General features: G+C 72.0%; 17 protein-coding genes. 3 read left to right on the top strand and 14 right to left on the bottom strand.

Annotated elements, in window-relative coordinates:
• Positions 1-56 precede the first annotated feature (56 nt).
• The 3 genes from ACF1B9_RS26400 to ACF1B9_RS26390 form a co-directional block, all read right to left on the bottom strand.
• Positions 57-341, bottom strand: a complete 285-nt coding sequence (locus ACF1B9_RS26400; RefSeq protein ID WP_391740223.1) for a zf-TFIIB domain-containing protein — start codon at positions 339-341, stop codon at positions 57-59.
• A gap of 68 nt (positions 342-409) precedes the next feature.
• A complete protein-coding gene (locus ACF1B9_RS26395) occupies positions 410-1,426 on the bottom strand; it encodes a phosphotransferase family protein (RefSeq protein ID WP_391740224.1) in 1,017 nt (338 codons plus the stop codon).
• A 367-nt stretch (positions 1,427-1,793) separates the two neighbouring features.
• Positions 1,794-2,003 carry a hypothetical protein gene (locus ACF1B9_RS26390; RefSeq protein WP_351074270.1) on the bottom strand — a complete coding sequence of 70 codons (210 nt, stop codon included), beginning with the start codon at positions 2,001-2,003 and terminating at the stop codon, positions 1,794-1,796.
• A gap of 685 nt (positions 2,004-2,688) precedes the next feature.
• Here ACF1B9_RS26390 and ACF1B9_RS26385 point away from each other — a divergent pair.
• The gene (locus tag ACF1B9_RS26385; RefSeq protein WP_391740225.1) at positions 2,689-4,047 is read left to right on the top strand and encodes a serine/threonine-protein kinase; all 1,359 of its coding nucleotides are present in this window, start codon (positions 2,689-2,691) and stop codon (positions 4,045-4,047) included.
• Between the two features lie 16 nt (positions 4,048-4,063).
• On the opposite strand, the gene ACF1B9_RS26380 is transcribed toward ACF1B9_RS26385, so the two are convergent.
• The 9 genes from ACF1B9_RS26380 to ACF1B9_RS26340 all read right to left on the bottom strand — a co-directional run bounded on the left by ACF1B9_RS26380 (position 4,064) and on the right by ACF1B9_RS26340 (position 16,075).
• Positions 4,064-4,882 carry a TrmH family RNA methyltransferase gene (locus tag ACF1B9_RS26380; RefSeq protein ID WP_376218141.1) on the bottom strand — a complete coding sequence of 273 codons (819 nt, stop codon included), beginning with the start codon at positions 4,880-4,882 and terminating at the stop codon, positions 4,064-4,066.
• A 98-nt stretch (positions 4,883-4,980) separates the two neighbouring features.
• The gene (cobA, locus tag ACF1B9_RS26375) at positions 4,981-6,243 is read right to left on the bottom strand and encodes a uroporphyrinogen-III C-methyltransferase (RefSeq protein ID WP_391740226.1); all 1,263 of its coding nucleotides are present in this window, start codon (positions 6,241-6,243) and stop codon (positions 4,981-4,983) included.
• A 238-nt stretch (positions 6,244-6,481) separates the two neighbouring features.
• Entirely contained in the window at positions 6,482-9,916 is a 3,435-nt protein-coding gene (gene cobT / locus ACF1B9_RS26370; protein ID WP_391740227.1) for a nicotinate-nucleotide--dimethylbenzimidazole phosphoribosyltransferase, read from the bottom strand.
• 333 nt (positions 9,917-10,249) lie between these two features.
• Complete coding sequence (cbiE, locus tag ACF1B9_RS26365) at positions 10,250-11,488, bottom strand: precorrin-6y C5,15-methyltransferase (decarboxylating) subunit CbiE (RefSeq protein ID WP_391740228.1); 1,239 nt, start codon at positions 11,486-11,488, stop codon at positions 10,250-10,252.
• Positions 11,489-11,594: 106 nt separating this feature from the next.
• On the bottom strand, positions 11,595-12,272 hold the full coding sequence (locus ACF1B9_RS26360) for a GNAT family N-acetyltransferase (protein ID WP_391740229.1): 678 nt from the start codon (positions 12,270-12,272) through the stop codon (positions 11,595-11,597).
• A gap of 101 nt (positions 12,273-12,373) precedes the next feature.
• Positions 12,374-13,237, bottom strand: coding sequence for a MetQ/NlpA family ABC transporter substrate-binding protein (locus tag ACF1B9_RS26355; protein WP_391740230.1), 864 nt, complete (start codon positions 13,235-13,237; stop codon positions 12,374-12,376).
• 66 nt (positions 13,238-13,303) lie between these two features.
• Positions 13,304-13,975: a methionine ABC transporter permease gene (locus ACF1B9_RS26350; RefSeq protein ID WP_376280451.1), complete on the bottom strand. Its 672-nt coding sequence runs from the start codon at positions 13,973-13,975 to the stop codon at positions 13,304-13,306.
• The gene (locus ACF1B9_RS26345; protein ID WP_391740231.1) at positions 13,972-15,033 is read right to left on the bottom strand and encodes a methionine ABC transporter ATP-binding protein; all 1,062 of its coding nucleotides are present in this window, start codon (positions 15,031-15,033) and stop codon (positions 13,972-13,974) included. The genes ACF1B9_RS26350 and ACF1B9_RS26345 overlap by 4 nt, the downstream gene beginning before the upstream one ends.
• 394 nt (positions 15,034-15,427) lie before the next feature.
• Positions 15,428-16,075, bottom strand: coding sequence for an HAD family hydrolase (locus ACF1B9_RS26340; protein ID WP_391740232.1), 648 nt, complete (start codon positions 16,073-16,075; stop codon positions 15,428-15,430).
• Positions 16,076-16,221: 146 nt separating this feature from the next.
• On the opposite strand from ACF1B9_RS26340, the gene ACF1B9_RS26335 reads away from it, so the two are divergent.
• On the top strand, positions 16,222-16,581 hold the full coding sequence (locus ACF1B9_RS26335; RefSeq protein WP_391740233.1) for a hypothetical protein: 360 nt from the start codon (positions 16,222-16,224) through the stop codon (positions 16,579-16,581).
• A gap of 2 nt (positions 16,582-16,583) precedes the next feature.
• A complete protein-coding gene (locus ACF1B9_RS26330) occupies positions 16,584-17,021 on the top strand; it encodes a hypothetical protein (protein WP_391740234.1) in 438 nt (145 codons plus the stop codon).
• 85 nt (positions 17,022-17,106) lie between these two features.
• Here the strand turns inward: ACF1B9_RS26330 and ACF1B9_RS26325 are convergent, their stop codons facing one another.
• Positions 17,107-17,610 carry a GNAT family N-acetyltransferase gene (locus ACF1B9_RS26325; RefSeq protein WP_391740235.1) on the bottom strand — a complete coding sequence of 168 codons (504 nt, stop codon included), beginning with the start codon at positions 17,608-17,610 and terminating at the stop codon, positions 17,107-17,109.
• 36 nt (positions 17,611-17,646) lie between these two features.
• Complete coding sequence (locus ACF1B9_RS26320; protein ID WP_391740236.1) at positions 17,647-18,210, bottom strand: sigma-70 family RNA polymerase sigma factor; 564 nt, start codon at positions 18,208-18,210, stop codon at positions 17,647-17,649.
• Positions 18,211-18,261: the final 51 nt, after the last annotated feature.

The following is an 18,261-nucleotide window of genomic DNA, read 5'->3' as shown; positions in this document are numbered from 1 at the left end:
GGCCCGGACGAAGGACAGCCGGGCCCGAGATCGGGCGCTCACCGGTGTCGGGCCGGTCAGGACGAGAAGAGCATGTGACCGAAGCTCTTGTGCCGGTAGTGACCGCCGTGGTGGCCGCCATGGTGCTGCGGGGCACCCCAGGCCGGAGCCGGGGCGGCCGGGTACGCCTGCGGGGCGGGCGGCACAGGCGGGGCCTGCTGGGTCCACTGCGCCTCGAGACGGGTCAGGGTCTCCAGCTCGCCGTAGTCGAGGAAGATCCCCCGGCAGCCGCTGCACTGTTCGATCTGTATGCCGTTGCGGTTGTACGTGTGCATCTGCGCGTGGCACTTGGGACACTGCATGGTTCGGCTCACTCCTCGCCTTCGGTTCGCCGTCGCCGGAATGCGTGCCCGCCGACGGTCGGTTCAGCCTACGACGAGTGCTCGGCGGCCAACTCGGGCGGGAGGGCGGCGATTCGGGCACAGGCATCGATCACCGTGCGCTCCACCTCATCCGGAGCTCGCCCCTGGGCCGCGGACTTGGCGAGTGCCAGCGCCGCGGTCTGAATGGTCAGGGTCCGGGCGGGCGCGTCCAGTTCGGGCCAGACGTCGCCGTCGGCGCGCACGGCGGGCCCACCCGCCGCCCGGTAGGAGTCCAGGAAGCGGAGCCAGACGTCGGGGGGCAGCAGCCCGGCCGCGTACCAGGCGGCGGGGCGGGCGAGGTCCCAGGCGGGATCGCCGAGGCCGGCGTCGTCGACGTCGATGAGCAGCCAGGGGCCGCGTGGCGCGGGGTGACGGACGAGCTGCCCGAGGTGGAAATCACCGTGGCAGAGGAAGCGCGAGCGGTGCGGGGGCGTGTCGGCTTCGCCGCGGGCCCAGGGGGGCAGTCGGTGCCAGGCTTCGAGCACGGGAGCGGTGGCCGGGTCGCCGGGCCGGGCGGCGCGCATGCGGGCGACGGCGAGCGCGGCCTTGGCGGGGCCCCGCATGGGCGGAAGGGCGAGGGAGGGCGGGGGCGGGGTCCGGTGCAGTGCGGCCAGCAACACGGCGGCCTCCTGCCAGGGAGCGGCGTCGGGGTCGCCGGGATCGACCGGCTCGCCATGGGGCCACAGCGTGACTGCGCGGCCGTGCAGGACGGTGGAAGGCGCGGGTGGTGCGGCGGGTGCGGCGGACGGCTCCACCGCATCGGCCGGTGGGGTGGACGACGGCAGCGGGGCGAGCAGGATACCGGCGAGGAGCGGTTCGTTCGCGAGGGCGAGGCGGGCAGGCAGGTCGGCGCTGTCCGCGTCGGGGGCATGGGCCTTGGCGACGACGGCTCCGCTGCGGACCACGGTGCCGTCCGCGCGGTCGGCGAGCACCGCCGGGGGCGGGCAGTCGCAGGGGTGCTCGGGGCGTCCGTGGGCGGCCCGATGGGCGAGGGCGCCGAGCACGCGTACGACTGCGGTGGTCACGGTCTCCCTCGGTGGCGAACAGGTGCGGGCTGCGGCCCGGCTTCCGTGTCGGGCCTCCACGAGAGTACGGGCGGGCTCGATCCGCGACGGGTCCGCCCACGAGCGAACGAGGCGGAGCGCAAGCCGTGGACACCACGCAGCCCCTGGACGGCGTGGACAGTGCGGGCGCCACGCAAAGCGTGGGCGGCGTGGGATCCATGGGCTGCGGGGACGTCGGGTTTGCCGTGAAAAGAGCCCCGGACAGCGCGATGTCCGGTCAGCTCCCCAGCTGACCGGACAAACGCTGCCGTCCGCCGCACCCCCGTCCCCACGGGGTTGTTGGCCGGATGTCCCGGTCCGGACCGCTCTTCCGGACCCGGGGCGCCGCTCAGCGCCCCAGCATCACGCCCACGGACGACGCCTGCGTGACCACTGCGTCCCAGCCGCCGAAGACGACTACGAGCAGGGCCGCCAGAGGAAGAACCATCGCCGTCGCCACCAGCGGGTGCCGCGTTCCGGACGACGGGCGGTTGCCGAACGACGCCTGGAACCTGCGTCCCCGCGTGCGGATCATGGTCCGCGTTGCCGTGTCCGCCATGGTTCCTCTCCTGACTCGATGTGGGGCGGCGGGCGTGTGACCTCGGGGGACGAGTGCTGCGCCCGCCGCTTGACCTCAACATTAGGGAAGCGGGAGACGTACGACGTCATGCCCGCGTACCGATTGCCGGGCCTCCCGGAGGATGAGCCGTGGGTAGTCGACGTACTCCCCTGGGTGGAGACCGGCCGCCTCGTACCGGGGTCTTCCCGGAAGGGGCGCCCTCAGCCTCCCACCCGTCGCGGCCCGGCACCGGCTGATCCGGGCCCTGGCGGAACTGCTCGAACGGATGGGCGTCGATGTGCTGGTTTTCCGTCGTCCCCCCGTCCAGACATCCGTCCGGGCGGGGTGACGACCGCGTTCCCGCGGAGCCGCGGGCCGCCGTGACTTCACTCACTCGCCCGCGCCCCGCCTTCCCGCCCCCGGCCCCGGCTGCGCAGCCGCGATCGGCGAGGTCGCACGCCCGCCGGGCCCGCCGCCCGCGAGCGGCCAACCTCCTGCCCCCGCAACCGCTTTGGGACCGGCCGCCACGGGGTCTTGGAGAGGGGCCCGCCCCGACTCCCCGTCATGGACCGGGCCGCGCAGCGACAATCGGTCGGCGGGCGAGGGCGCGGCCTCTGAGCGCCCCGGGCGCCGGGTACGTAAGCTGTGCCTCGTCAGGCGTACCAGGCAGCGGGGATGGGCAGACATGGCGATGATGCGGCTCCGGCGCGAGGACCCGCGTGTCGTCGGCTCGTTCAGGCTGCACCGGCGGCTCGGGGCGGGCGGCATGGGTGTCGTCTATCTCGGTTCCGACCGGCGGGGCCAGCGGGTGGCCCTGAAGGTGATCCGGCCGGATCTGGCGGAGGACCAGGAGTTCCGCTCGCGGTTCGCGCGCGAGGTGTCCGCCGCGCGGCGGATCCGCGGCGGCTGCACGGCGCGTCTGGTGGCCGCGGACCTGGAGGCGGACCGCCCGTGGTTCGCCACGCAGTACGTCCCGGGGCCGTCGTTGCACGACAAGGTGGCCGAGGAGGGTCCGCTGTCGGCGGCCGAGGTGGCCTTGATCGGGGCGGCGCTCTCCGAGGGCCTGGTGGCGGTGCACGAGGCCGGTGTCGTCCACCGCGACCTCAAGCCGTCGAACATCCTCCTCTCCCCCAAGGGCCCCAGGATCATCGACTTCGGGATCGCCTGGGCGACCGGCGCCTCGACGCTCACCCATGTCGGTACGGCAGTGGGTTCGCCCGGATTCCTCGCTCCCGAGCAGGTGCGCGGCGCGGCGGTGACGCCCGCGACGGACGTGTTCTCGCTCGGTGCCACGCTGGCCTACGCGGCGATGGCCGACTCACCTTTCGGGCACGGCAGTTCCGAGGTGATGCTGTACCGAGTGGTGCACGAGGAACCGCAGTTGTACGACGTGCACGACGCGCTCGCACCGCTGGTGAGCGCCTGCCTGGCGAAGGACCCCGAGGAGCGGCCGAGCACGCTTCAACTCTCCATGCGGCTCAAGGAGATCGCCGCGAGGGAGGCGCAGGGACTGCACGAGAGGCGCCCGCCCGTCCAGCGTTCGGCACAGGAGCTGGACCGGCCGACCGACCGTCTCGACGGCCCGTACACCGAGCAGCACACCCGGCGCACGGCTCCCCCGGCACCCCGTCAGCAGAAGCAGAAGCAACCTCAGAGCGGCCGGCAGGCCACGTCGTCGCGGGCGGGGTCGCCCGGTACCGGTGGTTCACGCCCCGCGCCGCATCACACGCACCAGCCCCCGCGCAGCACCACGCGGTCCGGCACGCGCCCGCAGGGCACGAACAGGACGAACGGCCGACCGGGAACGCGGCCCGGGGCCCGCAAGACCTCGACGGGGCGTCGTCCGGCAAATCCGCGGCTGCTGCGGCAGCGGCTCGTCGTCTTCGTCGTGGTGACGCTGCTGGTGGCGCTGGGCATCGCGGCGGCACAGGGATGCCAGGGACCGGCCCGCGGTCTGGGCACGGGCCGGACGCAGCCCGTGAAGCAGCCCCAGTCACAGACGCAGGACCAGAGCGAGACGACGCGGAGCCCGCGGGTGCAGTAGCCGGCCGGCTCCGCGGTCAGCCCTGCGGGCGGCCCGATGCCACGGCGTAGAACGCGACCGCGGCGGCCGCTCCCACGTTCAGCGAGTCGACGCCGTGCGCCATCGGGATGCGGACCCATTCGTCGGCGGCGACCAGGGCCTGCGTGGAGAGCCCGTCGCCCTCGGCACCGAGCATCAGCGCCACCTTGTCCATCCGGTGCGGTGCCGCCTCGTCGATACTGCTGGCCTTTTCGTCCGGGGTCAGCGCGAGAAGCTCGAAGCCCGCTTCCCGTACCGTCTCCAGAGCCTTGGGCCAGGTGTCGAGACGGGCGTAGGGGACGGAGAAGACCGCGCCCATCGAGACCTTCACGGAACGCCGGTAGAGCGGGTCCGCGCAGTCCGGGGAGAGCAGCACGGCGTCCATGCCGAGGGCGGCGGCGCTGCGGAAGATCGCCCCGATGTTGGTGTGGTCGTTGACGGCCTCCATGACGACCACCCGGCGGGTCGTCGCCAGCAGTTCGTCGGCGGTCGGCAGCGGCTTGCGCTGCATCGAGGCGAGGGCACCGCGGTGGACGTGGTAGCCGGTGACGCGTTCGGCGAGTTCGGGGCTGACCGCGTACACCGGGGCCGGGACCTCGTCGATGACGTCGCGCATCAGATCGATCCACTTCGCCGAGAGCAGCATCGACCGCATCTCGTAACCGGCGTGCCTGGCGCGTCTGATCACCTTCTCGCCCTCGGCGATGAAGAGGCCCTCGGCGGGCTCTCTCCTGCGTCGGAGTTCGACGTCGGTCAGTCCGGTGTAGTCGCTCAGGCGGGGGTCGTCGGGATCGTCGACGGTGATGAGATCAGCCACGGTTTGATACTGCCTTGTCCGGTGTGTGGTGCCAACGGCTGGGAGGAAGATCTGTTACCGCTGGTTACTCGTCGGGGTGGGGAAAGCGCTCGTGCCGGCTATTCGGCGGGCACCGCAGCGGCGCTCGTGCCGACCGCGACGACATCGCCGATGACGATGACGGCCGGGGGACGCACGTCTTCGGCCGCGGCCCGTTCGGCGACGGTCGCGAGCGTGGCGTCGACCCTGCGCTGGGCCGCCGTGGTGCCCTCCTGGACCAGGGCGACCGGGGTCCCGGGGGCCTTGCCGTGGGCGATGAGGGTACGGGCGATGGCACCGATCTTGTCGACGGCCATCAGGAGCACGAGGGTGCCGCGCAGCTTGGCGAGGGAGGGCCAGTCGACCAGCGAGCGGTCGTCGTCGGGGGCCACATGGCCGCTCACCACGGTGAACTCATGAGCCACACCACGGTGGGTGACGGGGATTCCGGCCGCGCCCGGCACGGAGATGGAGCTGGAGATGCCGGGAACGACGGTGCAGGCGATGCCCTCCGCGGCGAGCGCCTGGGCCTCCTCCATGCCTCGGCCGAAGACGAACGGGTCGCCGCCCTTGAGCCGCACGACGGTCCTGCCCGCCTTGGCGTGCTCGATGAGCGCCCGGTTGATCGCCTCCTGGGCCATGTAGCGGCCGTACGGGATCTTCGCCGCGTCGATCACCTCGACGTGCGGCGGGAGTTCGTCGAGCAGGTCGCGCGGGCCGAGGCGGTCGGCGATGACGACGTCGGCCTCGGCGAGGAGGCGGCGCCCGCGCACCGTGATCAGGTCGGGGTCGCCGGGCCCACCGCCGACCAGGGCGACACCGGGGGTCCGGGTGCGGTGGTGGGGTGCGGCGAGGGTCCCGTCGCGCAGGCCCTCGACGATGGCGTCACGGACGGCGGCGCTGTGGCGCGGGTCGCGGCCGTGGGTGTCGGTGGTGAGGACGGCGACGGTCATGCCCTCACTGCGGCCGGTGGCCGGGGTGAGGGCGGTGGCGGCGTCGGCGTTGTCGCTGCGGACGCACCAGGTGCGGGTGCGCTCGGCCTCGGCGGAGGCGGCGTCGTTCGCCGCGGTGTCGTCGGAAGCGATGAGTGCGTACCACGTGTCGGCCAGGTCGCCTTCGGCGTACGGACGGCGTTCCCAGCGGATCTCGCCGGCGTCGGCCATCGCCTCGACGGAGGGGGTCGCGCCCGGCGATACGAGGACGATGTCGGCGCCCGCCGCGATGAGCGCGGGGAGGCGGCGCTGGGCGACCTGGCCCCCGCCGACCACGACGACACGGCGGCCGCTGAGACGCAGTCCGACGGGGTACGCAGGGTGATCGACGTGATCTGCGTGCTCGGCCATGGCGGTGCGGCTCCTCGTGAGGTGCGGGGTGCGGGCCGCTGCGGCGGTGGAGCGGCTGTGACGTGCGAGTTCGTGGGGCTGGGTCCACGATACGGGGTGGCGTGCGGAGGTAGTGGGGGCGTGTGGCGGAGCGGGGAGGGGCGGTGGCGTGCCTGTTGCCCTGCCCGCCACCGCCCCCGACCGGGACCTCGGCCGTACCCCGCGTCCCGAACGCCGTCGGAGCTTGTTCGCGACCCCGCTACTTCTCCGTGACACCCGCCGAGTCGAACGTCGCCACCTCGTGCATCGCCCGCGCCGCGCTCTGCACGATCGGCAGTGCCAGCAACGCTCCCGTGCCTTCACCGAGCCGGAGGTCGAGGTCGACCAGCGGGCGCAGGCCCAGCTTGTTGAGCGCGGCGACATGGCCGGGCTCGGCGCTGCGGTGGCCCGCGATGCAGGCGGCGAGCGCCTCGGGGGCGATGGCTCGCGCGACCAGGGCCGCGGCGCCCGCGCTCACGCCGTCGAGGATGACGGGGGTGCGGAGCGAGGCACCGCCCAGCAGGAAGCCGGCCATCGCCGCGTGTTCGAGGCCGCCGACCGCTGCCAGAACCCCGATCGGATCGGCCGGGTCGGGCTGGTGGAGTTCGAGGGCCCGGCGGACCACATCGACCTTGCGGGCGTGCATCTCGTCGTTGATGCCGGTACCGCGACCGGTCACCTCGGCCGGGTCCAGGCCCGTGTACACGCAGATCAGCGCAGCCGACGCGGTGGTGTTGGCGATGCCCATCTCACCGGTGAGCAGGCCCTTGTTGCCTGCCGCGACCAGATCGCGGGCGGTCTCGATCCCGACCTCGACGGCCGCGAGGACCTCTTCGCGGGTGAGGGCCGGACCGGTCGTGAAGTCGGCCGTCCCGGCGCGCACCTTGCGGGGGAGGAGACCGGGCGTCGCGGGCAGTTCCATGGCCACCCCGACGTCCACCACGCACACCTCGGCGCCCACCTGGGCCGCGAACGCGTTGCAGACCGCGCCGCCACCGAGGAAGTTGGCGACCATCTGGCCGGTGACCTCCTGCGGCCAGGCGGTGACGCCCTGGGCGTGCACGCCGTGGTCACCCGCGAAGATCGCGACGGCCGCGGGCTCCGGGATAGGCGGCGGGCACAGCCGGGACAGACCCGACAGCTGCGCGGAGATGATCTCCAGCATGCCGAGTGCGCCGGCGGGCTTGGTCATCCGCTTCTGGCGCTCCCACGCCTCGCCGAGTGCCTTGGCGTCCAGCGGGCGGATGTTGGAGATGGTCTCCTGCAGCAGGTCGTGCGGCTCCTCCCCGGGCAGGGCCCGGCGGCCGTACGTCTCCTCGTGGACGACCCAGGACAGCGGACGGCGCTTGGACCATCCCGCCTGCATCAGCTCGGGCTCCTCGGGGAATTCGTCGACGTAGCCGACACACAGGTACGCGACGACTTCGAGGTGTTCGGGCAGGCCGAGGGCGCGGACCATCTCGCGCTCGTCGAAGAAGCTGACCCAGCCGACGCCGAGTCCTTCCGCGCGGGCGGCGAGCCAGAGGTTCTCGACGGCGAGCGCCGAGGAGTACGGGGCCATCTGCGGCTGGGTGTGCCGGCCGAGGGTGTGGCGGCCGCCGCGAGTGGGGTCGGCGGTGACGACGATGTTGACCGGGGTGTCGAGGATGGCCTCGATCTTCAGTTCCTTGAACTGCTTGGCCCGGCCCTTGGGCAGCGACTTGGCGTAGGCGTCGCGTTGACGCTGCGCCAGTTCGTGCATGGAACGGCGGGTCTCTGCCGAGCGGATGACGACGAAGTCCCAGGGCTGCGAGTGGCCGACGCTGGGTGCCGTGTGGGCGGCTTCGAGGACGCGGAGCAGGACCTCGTGCGGGATCGGGTCGCTGCGGAAGCCGTTGCGGATGTCGCGGCGCTCGCGCATGACCCGCAGCACCGCCTCGCGTTCGGCGTCGTCGTAGCCGGGAGCGGGCGGCGGGGCGGGGGCCGTGGTCTCCTCGGACCCGGCCGCCTCGGGAGCCTCCGCTTCCTCGGCACCGGGCCGGGGCTCGGGCTGGGGCTCGGGGTGTGCCTCGGGCTGCACGGATTCCACCTGGGCGGCCTGCGCGGACTCCGCGTCGCCGACGGGGGCCGTGACGTCCGGGGTCTCGATTACCTCGGGCCCGGGTTCGGCTGCCGGCTCGGCGACCGCCGGAAGATCGGCCTGCGGGACGGGTACGGGGACGGGCGCGGGAATCGGCTCGGAGGCTTCGGCGGATGCGACGGCCTCGACGGGAGCGACGGCCTCGGGTGCGGCGGGCTGGACGGGCTCCATGACGATCGGCACGCGCTCGGGCTCTGCTTCCACGGCCTGCTCCACGGCGGGCGTCGGAGCCTGGTGCGGGGCCGTCGGCACCGAACCCTCCACGGGTTCGAACCCGCCGGTGGGAGCGGCCTGCGCGACCTCGTGCGCCGCGTCGTCCGTCAGCGCGGCGGCAGCGGCTTCGACAGGCGTCCCGGTCACGGCCTCGGCCTCGGCCTCGGTCGGCGCCTCGGCCACCACCGCTGCCACGGCTTCCACAGGCGCCTCGGCGACTGCCGGTGCCGCAAGCTCGACGGAAGCCTCGGCCTCCGTTCCGGAGGAGTCCCCCACCGGAACGTCGACAGGGCTCTCGGCCGGGGGCTCCACGACGGACGCTGCCTCATCGGCCGCCGACGGAGCGCTCACGGCCTCCGGCGCCACGGCCGGAGCGGCCTGAACGGGCTGCGCCACGGGGGCCGGCTCGACAGCCGGCTCGGCGGCGACCTGTTCCGGGGTGGCCGGTTCCGGGGCGACCTGTTCCGGGGCGGCCGGTTCCGCCTCGACCGGGGTGACGACCGGCTCCGGCGCCGGGGCCCCCCAGGGGCTCCCGCCCTGCGGCAGGATCTCACCGAGCTGCGGGCCGGGCAGTACGGTCGCCTCGTCGCCCGGCGTCCCGAAGTACTCGGGTCCGGCCGTGGGCGGGCCGGCATGCCGCACGGGGGCCTGGGGCTGGGCCTGCGCCTGAGGCGCGCCCGCGGGTCCCCGGTCGGCGAGCGAACGGACGACACCGCCGGTCGGCGCCCCTCCGTAGGACGGCCCGCCGTCGGCAGCGACCGGGCCGCGGTGCAGCGGTCGACGCGCCGGGGCCTGGGTCTGCGCCGCCGGGGCGGGAGCCGGGGTGGGAGCCGGGGTGGGCGACGGGATGCGTACGCCCCTCAGGTCGACCGAACCGGAGTCGCGGCCGCCGGACTCGTGCGTTCCCTGACCTGTCCCGGGCAGGGACTCCGCCACCGCCTGCTGCGCGGCGTACGCGTCCGCGACCTGCACCTGAACCGGTTCCTGCACCTGAACCTGCACGGGTCCCTGTGGCTGCGCGGGAGCCTCGCCGACCGGCTGGAAGTGGGCAGCCTGTGCCGGGTGCCGGACCTGATGGGCGCCCTGTTCGGGGAGCGGTGCCTGGGCGGGAGCGCCCTCGGGGTACTGGCCGGGGGCCGGTACCGCCTGCGGGTCGCTCCAGGCACCCTGGGGGCTCGGCATCAGCAGGAGATCGTCGTCCTCGGACACCTGCTCGGAGGGAGCGAGGTAGGCGTAGGCATCCGGGGCGGCGATGCCCGGCTGCTCCACCATGCCTGCGTTCTCCGGCAGTCCCTCAACCGGGATCTGGCCGGTGTCACTCATGCGTACCCCTCGCCCATCGTCAGTGCTCCTTCGGCCCTTCGCCCGGGACGCCCGACCACGGCACGCCGGCGCTCGTCAACAAGAACGAGCGGGCGCGCCGCGCGGCACGAAACGGTCGCGGACGTACTGCATTCTCGCGGCCGTTCGCCGCCGCGGCAGCTCATTTCGCCACGGCCCGTTGTGGACTGCGCCACGTCGCGCGTCCCCCGGTTCTGCCGTACCACAACGAGGGCCAAAACGGTCCCCTTTTCCGGACATTGACGAACGAAGCGACGAACGTCCAGCCGCGGTGCAACGATCGGCCAGCCTACCTCGCGCTGTATTCCGACCGGGTCACGGGGCGAGGTCGAAACGGAGCGCGGAGAGCAGGAAGACGACCGAGCGTTCACGCTCCGACCATGCGGCCGTGTCGAGTTCGACGGACTGGAGGAGCGAGCACCGGACGGTGTATCCGTTCCCTGAAAGTGCCGCGCCGAGGGCCTCGGCCTCGTCGCGCGTCGACGCATGGGTCACGATGCGCTCCGGCCGGCGTTCGGTGACGGCGGTGACGACGGGGACTCCCCCGCCCCCGATCCGCACGACGTCGGGCTCCGGCAGCCGCTCCAGCACATGCGGTGCCCGGCCCTCGACGACCTGGAGCTGGACCCCGAAGGAGCGGGCCGCCGCCGCGGTGCGGGCGCACGCGGCCGGATCGCTGTCGACCGCCAGGACCGCCGCCCCGAAGCGGGCGGCCTCCACTGCCAGGGCCCCGCTGCCGGAGCCGATGTCCCACACGAGGTCGCCGACACGGGGGCCGAGGCTCGCCAGTTGGGCGGCGCGCAGCCCCGGGGACTCGCCTTCGCCGCTCTCGTCCCCGGCGCCCGTGGCGCCGCCCAGGTAGGCCTGGGAGGGCAGTGCCCAGCCACGTGCGCCACGGGGGTAGGCGGGATGGCGGCCGGCGATCCAGGCACCGGTGGCCTGTGGTTCGGGGCCACCGCCGATGACGACGACCACGTTCGGGTCGCGCCAGACGTGGTCGGCGGCCTTGTCGGAGGTGACGACGCTGACCTGCTCGCGTGCGGTGCCGAGTTCCTCGCAGATGACGAAGGTGCGGTGGACGCCTTCGAGGAGGAGGGCCAGTTCGGCCGGGCCCGCGCCGGGCGAGGTGAGGACAGCGACCTTGTGGTGGGCGCGGCAGACGTTGACGGCGCGACGCAGCGTGCGGGGGTGGGCGACGACGACCTGGGCGTCCTCCCACGGCATTCCGGCGCGGGCGAAGGCGGTGGCGACGGAGGACACGGCGGGCACCACCTCGACTTCGAGGCCGTGCTCGGGTGCGCGGAGGTTGCGTACGACGCCGAAGAAGCCGGGGTCTCCGTCGGCGAGGACCACGGCGCTGCCGCGGTGTCCGGCGATCCGTCGGGCGGCGAGGTCGATGGAGCCCAGGCGGATCCGTTCGGCGTGCGCCGGGATTTCGGGGAGCGCGAGGTGGTGGGCGGCTCCGGCGACGAGCGTGGCGGCCGAGAGGGCGGCCGTGGCCGCTCCGGTCAGTGGCGAGCCGTCCCAGCCGATCACGGTGACCCGATCGGCCATCTGTCGTCAGTCTCCTGGAGTTGTCGCAGGTGGGGCTGCCCGTGAGGGGCGGGCAGGGTGAGAGTACCCGGTCCGCACCCGTACGGCGCCGGGACCCCTCGGGGGGTCAGTTCCAGTCGTTGTAGGCGCCGTAGCCGCCCGCGTCGGCGAGCTGCTCGGCGACCCCTTCCAGGTCCTCGGGGAGCAGGCCCCAGACGATCAGGTCGGTCCTGATGTCGGTCCAGCCCCCGTCCTCCGTCCGGGTGCGCGCTATGCGGGCGTTGCGCAGGACTCCCTCGCTGATGCAGCCGAGCTTCTGGGCGACCTGCTGGGAGGCGGTGTTGTCGGCGGCGGTGCGCAGTTCGATGCGTTCGAAGCCCTGGTCGCGGAAGAGCCACTGGGCCAGCGCGAGGACCGACTCGGTGGCGTATCCCTCTCCGCGTGCCCAGGGGGCGGTGATGTACGCGGCCTCGGTGGCCAGGGTGCGCCAGTCGGTGTTGCGCAGCCGGACCGAGCCGACGAGCCGCTGGGTGAGGAACTCGGTGACGGCGAACACGATGCCGTCACCGGTGGTGCGCTGGGCGGGAGCGATCCTGCGGACCCAGCGTTCGGCGTCGACCTGGGTGTAGGGGTGGGGGGCCTCGGTCCAGGCGGTGACGAGTTCGTCGTTCATCATCTCGATGTACGCGGGAACGTCCGCCATGTCGAAGGGGCGCAGCACCAACCGATCCGTGCTGATGGAGATGTCCGGAAAGGTGGAAGTCATGCGCAGCTCCATGCCGAAGACCGTGTAAAGGCACAGCATGCAACATGGGACCCGTGTCGTGCATGGGCGGGTCCGTACGGCGGAGCCCCGCGCCCCCTGGTGGGGTGCGCGGGGCTCTTCGGACAAGTGCCGCGCGGGTGTCAGGACTTGGCGGTACCGAAGGCCGGGATGACGGAGCCCTGGTAGGTGTCCTCGATGAACTTCTTGACCTCGTCGGAGTGGAGGAGCTTCACGAGCTTCTCGACACGGGCGTCCTTCTCGTTGCCCTGCTTCACGGCGATGATGTTGGCATACGGGTTGCCGTCGGCCTTCTCCAGCGCCAGGGCGTCCTTGGAGGGCTTGAGCTTGGCCTCGATGGCGTAGTTTCCGTTGATGACGGCGGCATCCACGTCGTTCAGGGCGCGCGGCACGGTCGCGGCCTCCAGCTCCTTGAACTGCAGGCCCTTCTTGTCGGTGATGTCGCTGAGCTTGGCGTCGGTGCCGACACCGGCCTTGAGGGTGATCAGCCCCTTCTCGGCGAGCAGCTGGAGGGCGCGGCCCTCGTTGGTGGTGTCGTTGGGCACCGCGATGGTCTGGCCGGACTTGATGTCGCCGACGGCCTTGAGCTTCTTGGAGTAGAGGCCGAGGGGCTCCAGGTGGACCGTGCCGACGGAGACGAGGTGGGTGTTGTTCTTCTTGTTGAAGTCGTCGAGGTAGGGCTGGTGCTGGAAGAAGTTGGCGTCGACCTGGCCGGTCTCGGTGGCCGTGTTCGGCAGGACGTAGTCCGTGAACTCCTTGATCTCCAGCTTGAGGCCCGCCTTCGCCGCCAGGTTCTTCTTGACGAAGATCAGGATGTCGGCGTGCGGCGTCGGGGACGCCGCGACGACGAGCGCCTTGGAGGTGTCGGCCTTGGCGCCGGCGTCGCTCTTGGAGGCCGGGTCGGACGACGTGCCGCAGGCGGTGAGGCCGAAGGCCAGTGCGGCGGTGGCGGCGGCAGCTGCGGTGATCTTGATGTTCTTACGCACGAAAAGTGCCTCTTTCGGTGGTGGTGCGCCCGGACAAGGAGTGCGGGCTCGGGCGGAGCGAAGGTCTCAGGTGGTGGTGCGGCCCCGACGGGCCAGCAGCCGTACGGCTGCGTCGCCGATCAGCTGGATCACGGTCACGATGACGATCAGCAGCACGACGGTGACGAGCATGAACCGGTTGTCGAAGCGCTGGTATCCGTAGGTGACGGCCTTGGAGCCGAGCCCTTCACCACCGACCGCGCCGGCCATCGCGGAGTAGCCGATGAGCACGATGACGGTCGTGGTGACGCCGGAGACGAGCGAGGGCAGCGCCTGCGGCAGCAGCACCTTGCGGACGATCGTCGGGATGGATCCGCCCATCGACTGGACGGCCTCGACGAGTCCGTGGTCCACCTCGCGGACGGCGGTCTCGACGAGCCGTGCGAAGAACGGGATGGCGCCGACGGCAAGCGGCACGATCATCGCCGTGGGTCCGATGAATGTGCCGACGACCCAGGTGGTGAAGGGGATCAGGGCGATCAGCAGGATGATGAACGGCAGCGAGCGGCCGATGTTCACGATCACGCCGATGACCTTGTTCACCGGGGCGTTCCGGAGCAGTCCGCCCTTGTCGGTGAGGACCAGCAGAACACCGAGCGGCAGCCCCACGAGGACAGTGACGACGGCGGACCAGAGCACCATGTAGAGGGTGTCGATGGTCCCCTGGGTGAGCAGCGGCTGCATGTCGGACCAGGTCACTTCGCCACCTCCTTGGTGAGCGGGACGGGGGTCTGTACGGGGATACCGGCGGCGTCGTGCTCCACGACCTCGGCCTGCAGGCCCTGCTCGCGCAGGAAGCCGATGGGGACGACGTTCTCCTCGAAACGGCCGGGCAGCTCGATGCGCATCCGGCCGATCTGCTTGCCGCCGACGGTGTCCATCGCGGCGCCCAGGATCGAGATGTCGATGTTGTAGGTACGGGAGAGCTGCGAGATCACCGGCTGGGTGGCGGCCTCGCCGTGGAAGGTGACGTCGACGACGGTGCGGTCGGGGCCGGAGGGCGTACCGCCGACGGGGAACAGCTCGTGGGCCAGTTCTGAGCCCGGGGTGGCGAGCAGTTCGCCGACGGTGCCCGACTCGATGACGCGCCCCTTCCGCATCAGCGCGGCGGAGTCGCAGATCGTCTTGACGACGTCCATCTCGTGCGTGATGAGCAGGACGGTCAGGCCGAGCTGCTGGTTGAGGTCGCGCAGCAGCTGGAGGATGGAGCGGGTGGTCTCGGGGTCGAGGGCGGAGGTCGCCTCGTCGGAGAGCAGCACCTTGGGATCTCCGGCCAGGGCGCGGGCGATGCCGACGCGCTGCTTCTGACCGCCGGAGAGCTGACCCGGGTAGGACTTGGCCTTGTCGGCGAGTCCGACCAGGTCGAGGAGTTCGAGGGCCTTGCGGGCCCGGTCCCTGCCGGAGACGCCGAGGATCTCCAGCGGGAGTTCGATGTTGTGCTGGACGCTGCGGGAGTCCAGCAGGTTGAAGTGCTGGAAGACCATGCCGATGCGGCTGCGCGCCTCGCGCAGCTCCTTGCCGGCCCGGTGGCCCCGCCCGGCGAGGGCGGTGAGGTCCTGGCCGGCCACGGTCACGGTGCCCGAGGTGGGGCGTTCCAGGAGGTTGACGCAGCGGATGAGGGAAGATTTTCCGGCGCCGCTCTGTCCTATGACGCCGTACACCTCGCCCTCGCGGACATGCAGGTCGACGCCGTCGAGGGCGGTGACCTCACGGCCGTGCGACTGGTAGACCTTCGTGAGGCCCGTAGTGGTGATCACAGGGTTTCCGTCACTGTCGAGTGCGCGGCGCGGTGGCCGCCGGGCACGGGGCATTCGGCCGATGAGACCGCTCTGGGCGTTTCGATCGGACGTTCCGAGCGGGATCCCGGCACGGCTGAAGGCGGCATGTGGCCGGGGCAGCGGCGCTCGGGCAGGCTCGTTCCGCTGGGTGCGGACGGCTCGTGCTCGGTCTCGCTTCGGGGCGCGAGGAGCGGGCGGGGGCCCTCAGAAGGTGCGCATTCGACACATACAACGAGCACCGGGCGTCGTGATCGCCTCGGTCGCAAGGGTGCGGCTGCTCGTCGTGGTCATGCCCCAAGTAAAACAGACGTAACGTTCCGCCCGATCCTCCTGTCCGAATAGCGGACAGCCGTGGATGGTGCTGCGAGCCGGCTCAGCCGATCGCCCCGATTTCCACTCCCTGGGCTGTGACCTGCACCGATATGGCTGAGAGGTCATCAACGACTACATCCGCGACCAGTTCTGAGCGGTCGTGCGTTGTGGCCAAGGCCACGGTCTTCATGCCCGCCGCCCTTCCGGCCCGCAGTCCGGCCGGGGCGTCCTCGAAGACCACGCAACGGGCCGGATCGACGCCGAGGCGCTCGGCGGCCAGCAGGTAGGGCTCGGGATCCGGCTTGCCCCGGGTGACGTCCTCGGCGGCGATCATCAGGGGGAAGTCGATGCCCACTTCGCGCAGCCGTGCCCGGCCGAGCGACCGGGTGGCGGAGGTGACGACGGCCCAGCGGTGTGCCGGCAGCGCACCGAGCAGTTCCTTGGTGCCGGGCAGGATCGCGACTCCACCGGGGGCGTCCTCGACCTCCAGCTGTTCGATACGCGCCAGGGCCTCCTCGACCCGGTCCGCCGGGAGCAGTTCGGCGACGATCTCGCCGGCGGTCCGGCCGTGCAGTTCGAGACCCTCGAAGTCCTCCGCCGTGATCCCGTACTCCTGGGCCCAACGGGTCCAGCAGCGGTACACCGACTCGATCGAGGAGAGCAGCGTTCCGTCGTTGTCGAACAGCAGGGCCTGGGCGTGGATCTTCATGTGCATCGACACTACTGGTGCGGCCGGAAGGGTCTGGCGGGCGGTGACCCCTTTCCGGTCAAGCGCCGGAGCCTCGCCCGCACTCCGTGTCCCCCGGGAACGGGGGCGCACGCAGAGGACGCTCTGGTCCGTAATACCCTCGCCTCATGCTTGACGCACTGACGGTCGCGGTCGCCGTGACCGCGCTCGCCCTCGCCGCGTGGTGCGGATTCGCCGCGTACCGGGACCAGTCGACCAAGGACTGGCACTTCATCGCCATGGCCGTGGTGTCGCTGCTGGCGCTGGCCCAGCTGGTGGTGGGCATCGTGCGGCTGTCCGGGGGCGCGCGGCCCGACCAGGGCATGACGATCTTCATCGCGTATCTGATCGGGGCCTTCCTCGCCGTACCCGCGGCCGGTTTCCTGTCGCTCACCGAGCGGACCCGGTGGGGTTCGGTGACGGTGGCGGCGGGCGCGGTCGTACTGGCCGTCCTCGAAGTACGGCTCTACGACATCTGGGGAAACTGACCGTGACCGACACCGATCGCGCCCTCGCGGCGGCCACCGGCGAGAAGCGGCCCTTCGACCTCGGGACCGGCCCCGGCCGGGTACTGGTCTGGTTCTACGGGGTGTTCACCGTCGCCGCGGCCTCGCGCTCGATCGTCCAGATGATCCTGGACTTCGGCAGGGCGCCGCTCGCCTATGCGCTGTCGGCCGTCGCCGCTCTCGTGTACGGATTCATCACGTACTCGCTGGTGCGCGGCGGTGAGAAGGCGCGCAGGTCGGCGCTGGTGTGCTGCGCCGCCGAACTCCTGGGCGTGCTGGTCGTGGGGACCTGGACGATGGTGGAGCCGTCGGCGTTCACGGACGCCACCGTCTGGTCCGACTTCGGCATGGGCTACCTGTTCATCCCGGTGATCCTGCCGATCACCGGGATGATGTGGCTGCGCAGCGCGAAGAAGGCGTGACTCCCGCCCGACGGGCCTTCGGTGAGATCGACCGTCGGCCGGGACCGGCCCGCGGCCGCGCCCCTGTTCACCGGGCGGGCCCGTTTCACGCGCTGGCCACGTAGTCGGGTGCCGTCGCGTCCTTCTCCAGCAGGATCATCCGGACGCCGTCCCGACCGGTCTCGTTGCCCACCTGGGCATAGCCCGCCCGCCGGTAGAGCCGCAGATTGCTCTCGCTGCGATGCCCGGTCTGCAGCCGGAAGCGGGTGGCCGACCGCTCGTCGGCGAGCCCCGATTCGGCGGCCCTCAGCAACCGGGCACCGAGACCGTGCCCCTGGAGCCGCGGGTGGACGCAGAGCCTGCCGATCTGCCCGGTGCCGTCCTGATCGGTGGAGCCACGGACCGAACCGACCACTTCGTCGCCCAGTCGCGCCACGAACACCAGGTGCGTGGCGATCTCGGCGCGCAGCGAATCGAGGCTCTGGACCAGCGGGTCGATGCGGTAGTTCCCGTACAGCTCGGCCTCGCTCTGGAAGCAGAGGTACTGAAGTTTCAAGACCTCTTCGGCGTCCTGTGCCGTCGCCGCCGAGATGATCACGCTCATGCCCATCTGCGCATGCCTCCACCCACCTGATCCACCGGTTGTCTAACGCTCCTTTCCCCGTGGTTCAGGAGCGACAACCTCCGCCGCGAGCATTCTGCGCAGACATCCAAGGCATCGGGAACGGATCGGGCCCAAGCTGCCCTGTGACATACCCAACTTCCCTGCGATTTCTCGGTACGTGGGATCACCGGGGGCGAGCATCGCCGACAGCAGCCGGGCGCACCGTCCGGGCAGCCGGTCCACCGCGGCACGCAGCGCCCGGCGTTCGTCGGCTCCGACGGCGATCCGCTCGGGGCAGCCGGCCGGATCGGCGGACGTCTCGTCACGGTAGGGGCGTTCGTGCCGGGCGGTACGGCGGGCCCGGCGGGCCTCCGCCCGTACGGCGTTCCGTACCCAGCGTGCCGTGTCCACCGGCGGCCCGCCCCGGGCGAGCCGCTCCAGCAGGCGCAGCCAGACGGCCTGTTCGAGATCGGCGGGTTCGATCGCCGGGCCCGTCGCCGAGGCGGCCGCCTCGGCCGTGGCCTCGGCGCTCACCAGCGGATACAGGGTACGGACGATGGTCGCGGAGGCGGCGGTGTCCGCGGGGGCGAGATCGAGAAGCGTCATGCCCGGGCCGACGCGCCCGCGCCGACGGCCGGTTGCCGTCCGGGGCGGCCA

The sequence above is a fragment of the Streptomyces sp. NPDC014727 genome, assembly GCF_043083485.1.
Lineage (GTDB): Bacteria > Actinomycetota > Actinomycetes > Streptomycetales > Streptomycetaceae > Streptomyces.
Note: the sequence above shows the minus strand (reverse complement) of the source record. Positions and strands in the feature narration are given on the sequence as shown.

Bases quoted from the DNA above. Each gene is read 5' to 3' on its own strand.
- cobT (WP_391740227.1), bottom strand. From the start codon at position 9,916: ATGAGTGACACCGGCCAGATCCCGGTTGAGGGACTGCCGGAGAACGCA.
- ACF1B9_RS26390 (WP_351074270.1), bottom strand. From the start codon at position 2,003: ATGGCGGACACGGCAACGCGGACCATGATCCGCACGCGGGGACGCAGG.
- ACF1B9_RS26325 (WP_391740235.1), bottom strand. From the start codon at position 17,610: ATGGGCATGAGCGTGATCATCTCGGCGGCGACGGCACAGGACGCCGAA.
- ACF1B9_RS26340 (WP_391740232.1), bottom strand. From the start codon at position 16,075: ATGAAGATCCACGCCCAGGCCCTGCTGTTCGACAACGACGGAACGCTG.
- ACF1B9_RS26320 (WP_391740236.1), bottom strand. From the start codon at position 18,210: ATGACGCTTCTCGATCTCGCCCCCGCGGACACCGCCGCCTCCGCGACC.
- cobA (WP_391740226.1), bottom strand. From the start codon at position 6,243: ATGGCCGAGCACGCAGATCACGTCGATCACCCTGCGTACCCCGTCGGA.
- ACF1B9_RS26360 (WP_391740229.1), bottom strand. From the start codon at position 12,272: ATGCTGTGCCTTTACACGGTCTTCGGCATGGAGCTGCGCATGACTTCC.
- ACF1B9_RS26335 (WP_391740233.1), top strand. From the start codon at position 16,222: ATGCTTGACGCACTGACGGTCGCGGTCGCCGTGACCGCGCTCGCCCTC.
- ACF1B9_RS26400 (WP_391740223.1), bottom strand. From the start codon at position 341: ATGCAGTGTCCCAAGTGCCACGCGCAGATGCACACGTACAACCGCAAC.
- cbiE (WP_391740228.1), bottom strand. From the start codon at position 11,488: ATGGCCGATCGGGTCACCGTGATCGGCTGGGACGGCTCGCCACTGACC.
- ACF1B9_RS26385 (WP_391740225.1), top strand. From the start codon at position 2,689: ATGGCGATGATGCGGCTCCGGCGCGAGGACCCGCGTGTCGTCGGCTCG.